The following is a 6,686-nucleotide window of genomic DNA, read 5'->3' as shown; positions in this document are numbered from 1 at the left end:
ATTTCTTTTTTCCTTATTTCACGTTATTGTTTAATACAATTTACATATATTAGAATTGCTGGCAATTAGAATAAACGAATTGACTTATATTCTTTCGTTCGGAAAGACTAAAAGTCTTATTTCTGGATTATCTAATGTTCTTTAGTTCTAATATTGGTTGCAAAAATAGCCAAAATAGTTGATATAAAAGAATTTATCTTCCTATTTCTTTGTAAATATCCTTTTTTTTATACTTTTCTAACAATCTTCATGAAGAATAAGCATCACTTCGAATATGCTACTAAACGAAAATATGAATATCCTAATAGACGGACAAATTAATTAAACTTATATATGAATATTCTATTAAACATATATTTGTATAGACTAGTATACCGATAAATGATTATACTAATATATGAATAAACCTATTTATATATAGCCATATAAACTAAAGAACATATAAACTAATATACGTAAAGCCGTATGTTAGGATAGATGAAAATACAAAAATACGTTTAAACAAGTATACTAACTGCCAGCAATTATAATAATCTAATGATTGGAGAGATAGACATGTATATTATAAACCTAACATGTTAACACTTTATAATTCAGCATTTTAATAATCCTTTTTGTAGAATATCTATCATGTATAAATTTAGAATGTTCGTTTAGTCTAATTGCCTAATAAACTTAAATACGTATATTCAACAGGAATAGTTTATATAAGATATGTTAATTTTTCCTCTAAGTGCATACAACCTATTGAAATTTTCAGTATCTTTACAGAGTTAAACTGATGTCGAACCTTTAAAACTATAACATCATGAAAATTGGTATTCCAAAAGAGATTAAGAATAATGAGAACCGTGTTGGAATGACACCAGCAGGAGTAGCAGAATTCATTCGACATGGTCACGAAGTGATGGTTCAGCATACGGCTGGAGAGAACAGCGGATTTGCTGATGAAGCGTATGAAAAGGTAGGAGCCATAATCTTACCCGACATTCAGAGTGTATATCGTGAGGCGGAAATGATAGTAAAGGTGAAAGAGCCTATCGCTGAGGAATATCCACTTATCCATCAAGACCAGCTTGTATTCACTTATTTCCATTTTGCCTGTGACAAGGAACTTACCGATGCCATGCTCAAGAGTGGTGCTGTCTGTCTGGCTTACGAGACTGTGGAGACAGATAACCACCATTTGCCTTTACTCATTCCGATGAGTGAAGTAGCTGGAAGAATGGCCATTATTAATGGTGCTTTTTATCTGCAGAAGACAAAGGGAGGAAAAGGAAAACTGATGAGTGGTGTACCTGGTGTGAACCGCGTCAAGGTTTTGGTATTGGGCGGCGGAACCGTAGGAGAAGCTGCAGCAAGAATGGCTGCAGGAATGGGAGCTGATGTATGGATTACAGATATCAGTTTGCCTCGTCTTCGTCAGTTAGAGATGGAGCTGCCTATCAATGTACACACGCTCTATTCCAACGAGCATAATATTCGTAGAGAATTGACAGATGTGGATATCGTTGTGGGTAGTGTGCTCGTACCAGGTGATAAGGCGCCGCATCTTATCACGAAAGATATGTTGAAATTGATGGAACCAGGAACAGTACTTGTTGATGTAGCAATTGATCAGGGTGGCTGTTTCGAGACATCGCATCCAACCACACATTCTGATCCGACATATATGGTCGATGGAATCGTTCATTATGCAGTAGCTAATATTCCTGGTGCTGTGCCGAATACCTCTACTACAGCCTTGACCAATGCTACGCTGAAATATGCATTGGCGCTTGCTGATAAGGGTTGGCGAAAGGCCTGCAAGGAGGATAAAGCCCTGTATAGGGGTTTGAATATCGTAAATGGAAAGGTGGTATTCAAGGCCGTAGCGGATGTTTTCGGACTGGAATATGAAGAAATGATACTCTAAGTAGAGTAGGGGAGGGTTCCATAACACAAAAGCTATGGAATCCTCTTTATCTTGATGCTTTCCTGTTCGGTTACTATAAGAAATAAAATAGTTTAGTGCATAAAAAAATCCCCGATATGAATCCTCAGTATTCCTGCAGGATTCGTATCGGGGAGTTTTGTTGATGAATTGTATGAAGGATAGATCTTCGCGAAATGAAAATCCATCATTGTTATTTACCATGCCTCCAGTTTATCTGCAATCTCTGGCATCTTATCCTTGGTGAATACAGGATTCTTACCTTCCTTCTTCTGTTGGCGATAGTCTTTCAACAGGAAGACGGCCTGACGGGAAAGCAGGACGATGGCTGCGAGATTGCAGAGGGTGAGAAGAGCCATCGTGATATCTGCAAAACTCCATGCAAAATCCAGAGATACTACCGCTCCGACCATCACCATTGCTGCTACAGCAAGACGATAGACAAATACACCCAGCTTGGAGTCCCTGATATATCTCACATTGGTTTCTCCATAATAATAATTGCCGATGATGCTGCTAAATGCAAACAGCCATATCATTACCGCAACAAACGGATTGCCGATGCTTCCGATTTCGTGGGTCAGGGCATCCTGGGTGAGTTGGATTCCATTTGAAGCCGTAAGATCTACACCGCTCACCAGGATGATGAAAGCAGTGCAGGAACATACCACCAGCGTATCTGTAAAAACGCCCAAAGCCTGTATCAATCCCTGTTTTACAGGATGACTGACTGTAGCTACCGCAGCTGCATTCGGTGCACTACCTTCACCTGCCTCATTACTGAACAGACCTCGCTTGATACCCTGTATCACAGTAACGCCAAGAACTCCGCCCGCAGCCTGATTGAATCCGAAAGCATTCTCAACAATGGTAAGCAGAACCTTTGGCAGACTGGTGATATTCCAAACAACAACACCTACAGCTATCAGAAGGTAAATGACAGCCATCACAGGAACCACGGTAGAAGAGAACTTAGCTACTCTATGGATGCCACCGAAGATGATGAGCAGGGTGAGCACAGTGAGGGCAATTCCCATGGTGGCAGGCTCGATGCCAAAAGCCTTCTGCCATGCCAGACAGATAGTATTGCTCTGCACAGAATTATAGGCAAAGCCGAAGGTAATGATCATCAGCACGGCAAAAAGAATACCCATCCATCCTTTTCCCAAACCATACTTCATATAATAGGCCGGTCCGCCATAGAAAGATGTTTTGCCTTTCCGCTTGTAAAGTTGGGCGAGAGTTGATTCTATGAAAGCGGATGCAGAGCCCAGTAAAGCCAGCATCCACATCCAGAATACGGCTCCCGGACCACCGATGCTGATAGCAGTAGCCACACCGGCAAGGTTACCGGTTCCAATACGGCTAGCCAATGCTACCACAAATGCCTGGAAGGAAGAAATGTGTTTCATTTCGCCATCCACTTTCATCTCCATCGACAGTTCTTCGTGTCCTATCTCTTCCGGTTGTACCTTGTCGGGATGAATCAGCAGCCTGATCATCTCTCTGATAAGGCGGAACTGGACGAAACGGGTACGCCAAGTGAAAAACAGGGCACAGCATATCAAGACGGTGATGATGATATACGACCAAAGGAAATCGCTAACCTGAACTAAAATGTTTTGTATTGAATCTATCATTTATCTATTTAAACCTTATTATTTCTTTACTTTTTTATAACCTTCAGAACCTGGACAGCAATACTTTTCATTCCCTTGATAGTAGGGTGACCGTTTTTCTTGTCAATATCATGAAGAGCAATGACTGGAACCTGATATTTGTTGCAGATCTTTTTTACCGAGATAACTTGCCACCACCAGGTTTGCTCAACCTTGTTTACATCTGTAGTTTCTGGTGGAGCAGTAGGTGAGTACCAGGTGGCATAACCCTTAGGAATGAACCCCTCGAAAGTGGAATACGAGTCACCGAGAACGGCAACGGTCTGCTTCACCTGTGCCATGAGCGGCATGAAGGTGAGCATAATGAAAGAAATGATAATCGTAAATCTTTTCATGATGCTTGTTCTTGTTTTAATGCTTCTTATGTAATTCTGCTGCAAAAGTAATATAAATATGTGAATAGACAAAAAATATCGGAGGAAAATTCATCTTTCTGTTTCTATTTTTGTCTAAAACTAAGCATGATTTGAGTTATACCATAATTTTATCATGTGCGCGCGCTATCGCATATACACACAAGCGTACGCATGCATATATATAATAAGGTATACACAAAAAATCTATTGCATAAAGTCTTTATAGATGTTAAAAACCGACTAAAAAAGCAACTTTTTTGCGAAAAGATTTGGTGGAATGAAAAATAGTTAGTACTTTTGCACTCGCTTTTGAGAAATACACTTTCTCTTAGCGATTAAAGAAAGAGTTCTTTGAAAGATTTTACATAAACAGACAAGTAGTACAAGAAGCGGTTAACTTCTTAGAAATAAGAAAGTTGACTGGGTAAAAGAAACGAACCGTCAAGCAATTGACAAGTCAGGTTTACTAAGCTTCAATAAACGAAAAGGATATTCGTCCTAAGTACAGACAACAAACAAACCAAGCCGCAAGGCTAGGTAAAAATGATATTTTACAATGGAGAGTTTGATCCTGGCTCAGGATGAACGCTAGCTACAGGCTTAACACATGCAAGTCGAGGGGAAACGACATCGAAAGCTTGCTTTTGATGGGCGTCGACCGGCGCACGGGTGAGTAACGCGTATCCAACCTGCCCACCACTTGGGGATAACCTTGCGAAAGTAAGACTAATACCCAATGATATCTCTAGAAGGCATCTGAAAGAGATTAAAGATTTATCGGTGATGGATGGGGATGCGTCTGATTAGCTTGTTGGCGGGGTAACGGCCCACCAAGGCAACGATCAGTAGGGGTTCTGAGAGGAAGGTCCCCCACATTGGAACTGAGACACGGTCCAAACTCCTACGGGAGGCAGCAGTGAGGAATATTGGTCAATGGACGAGAGTCTGAACCAGCCAAGTAGCGTGCAGGAAGACGGCCCTATGGGTTGTAAACTGCTTTTATAAGGGAATAAAGTTAGTCTCGTGAGACTTTTTGCATGTACCTTATGAATAAGGACCGGCTAATTCCGTGCCAGCAGCCGCGGTAATACGGAAGGTCCGGGCGTTATCCGGATTTATTGGGTTTAAAGGGAGCGTAGGCCGGAGATTAAGCGTGTTGTGAAATGTAGATGCTCAACATCTGAACTGCAGCGCGAACTGGTTTCCTTGAGTACGCACAAAGTGGGCGGAATTCGTGGTGTAGCGGTGAAATGCTTAGATATCACGAAGAACTCCGATTGCGAAGGCAGCTCACTGGAGCGCAACTGACGCTGAAGCTCGAAAGTGCGGGTATCGAACAGGATTAGATACCCTGGTAGTCCGCACGGTAAACGATGGATGCCCGCTGTTGGTCTGAATAGGTCAGCGGCCAAGCGAAAGCATTAAGCATCCCACCTGGGGAGTACGCCGGCAACGGTGAAACTCAAAGGAATTGACGGGGGCCCGCACAAGCGGAGGAACATGTGGTTTAATTCGATGATACGCGAGGAACCTTACCCGGGCTTGAATTGCAGAGGAAGGATTTGGAGACAATGACGCCCTTCGGGGCCTCTGTGAAGGTGCTGCATGGTTGTCGTCAGCTCGTGCCGTGAGGTGTCGGCTTAAGTGCCATAACGAGCGCAACCCCTCTCCTTAGTTGCCATCAGGTCATGCTGGGCACTCTGGGGACACTGCCACCGTAAGGTGTGAGGAAGGTGGGGATGACGTCAAATCAGCACGGCCCTTACGTCCGGGGCTACACACGTGTTACAATGGCAGGTACAGAGAGACGGTCCCTTGCAAAACGGATCAAATCCTTAAAGCCTGTCTCAGTTCGGACTGGGGTCTGCAACCCGACCCCACGAAGCTGGATTCGCTAGTAATCGCGCATCAGCCATGGCGCGGTGAATACGTTCCCGGGCCTTGTACACACCGCCCGTCAAGCCATGAAAGCCGGGGGCGCCTAAAGTCCGTGACCGTAAGGAGCGGCCTAGGGCGAAACTGGTAATTGGGGCTAAGTCGTAACAAGGTAGCCGTACCGGAAGGTGCGGCTGGAACACCTCCTTTCTGGAGAGACGAATTTCCTATGAAGATTTAGGAACATGACTTAAAAAGTTCGCTTCTCTTCTTGTACGCACCATCTGTTTAATCAAATACAGGAGACTGGGATTCCTTATACATTATATAATATATAGGGATGGCTCAAGCAAAATGGTTCAACTCCACAATCTCCACCATGCCTTTTACGGCAAGAAGATCTTTGACATATTGACACAAGCAAAACTGTAAGTAATGAACTTTAGTTCAGACTAAAGTAAATCAAATCGCAAGATGAGATTTCACTTTGTTAGAATACAGCTGAAAGTATGAGCTACTTATTCGTTATTCGGAAACGAGTAACAAGAATACAGTCGTAAAGAAAGTAAGAAAGGGCGTATGGCGGATGCCTAGGCTCACGGAGGCGATGAAGGACGTGATAAGCTGCGATAAGCTTCGGGTAGGTGCAAATAACCCTTGATCCGGAGATTTCCGAATGGGACAACCTAGCCGTCTGAAGGACGGTTACTCAATCTTCAAGGTTGAGAGCTAACGCAGGGAACTGAAACATCTTAGTACCTGTAGGAAGAGAAAATAAATGAATGATTCCCCTAGTAGTGGCGAGCGAACGGGGAACAGCCCAAACCGTTGACGTCGCAAGGC

Annotated in this window: 3 protein-coding genes and 2 rRNA genes (1 of these 5 running past the window's edge); 3 read left to right on the top strand and 2 right to left on the bottom strand. The window is 43.1% G+C overall.

Features of this window, described 5'->3' with window-relative positions; all coding sequences use genetic code 11:
* The first annotated feature begins 808 nt into the window (after positions 1-808).
* A complete protein-coding gene (gene ald / locus KUA48_RS15705; RefSeq protein ID WP_117588127.1) occupies positions 809-1,915 on the top strand; it encodes an alanine dehydrogenase in 1,107 nt (368 codons plus the stop codon).
* A 215-nt stretch (positions 1,916-2,130) separates the two neighbouring features.
* Here ald and KUA48_RS15700 read toward each other — a convergent pair whose 3' ends face one another.
* Positions 2,131-3,573: a sodium:alanine symporter family protein gene (locus KUA48_RS15700; protein ID WP_153080705.1), complete on the bottom strand. Its 1,443-nt coding sequence runs from the start codon at positions 3,571-3,573 to the stop codon at positions 2,131-2,133.
* 26 nt (positions 3,574-3,599) lie between these two features.
* Positions 3,600-3,947 (bottom strand): SGNH/GDSL hydrolase family protein, encoded by a 348-nt coding sequence (locus tag KUA48_RS15695; RefSeq protein ID WP_153073272.1) that lies wholly within the window; start codon positions 3,945-3,947, stop codon positions 3,600-3,602.
* A gap of 574 nt (positions 3,948-4,521) precedes the next feature.
* Between KUA48_RS15695 and KUA48_RS15690 the strand changes: the two genes are divergently transcribed.
* Positions 4,522-6,053: ribosomal RNA gene (locus KUA48_RS15690) — 16S ribosomal RNA — on the top strand.
* A gap of 349 nt (positions 6,054-6,402) precedes the next feature.
* Positions 6,403-6,686, top strand: a 23S ribosomal RNA gene (locus KUA48_RS15685); it runs 2,614 nt beyond the window's last position.
* The 16S and 23S rRNA genes sit together here, the layout of an rRNA operon.

The organism is Segatella copri (assembly GCF_019249795.2).
Lineage (GTDB): Bacteria > Bacteroidota > Bacteroidia > Bacteroidales > Bacteroidaceae > Prevotella > Prevotella copri_B.
This window is presented reverse-complemented; position numbering and strand designations above follow the sequence as displayed.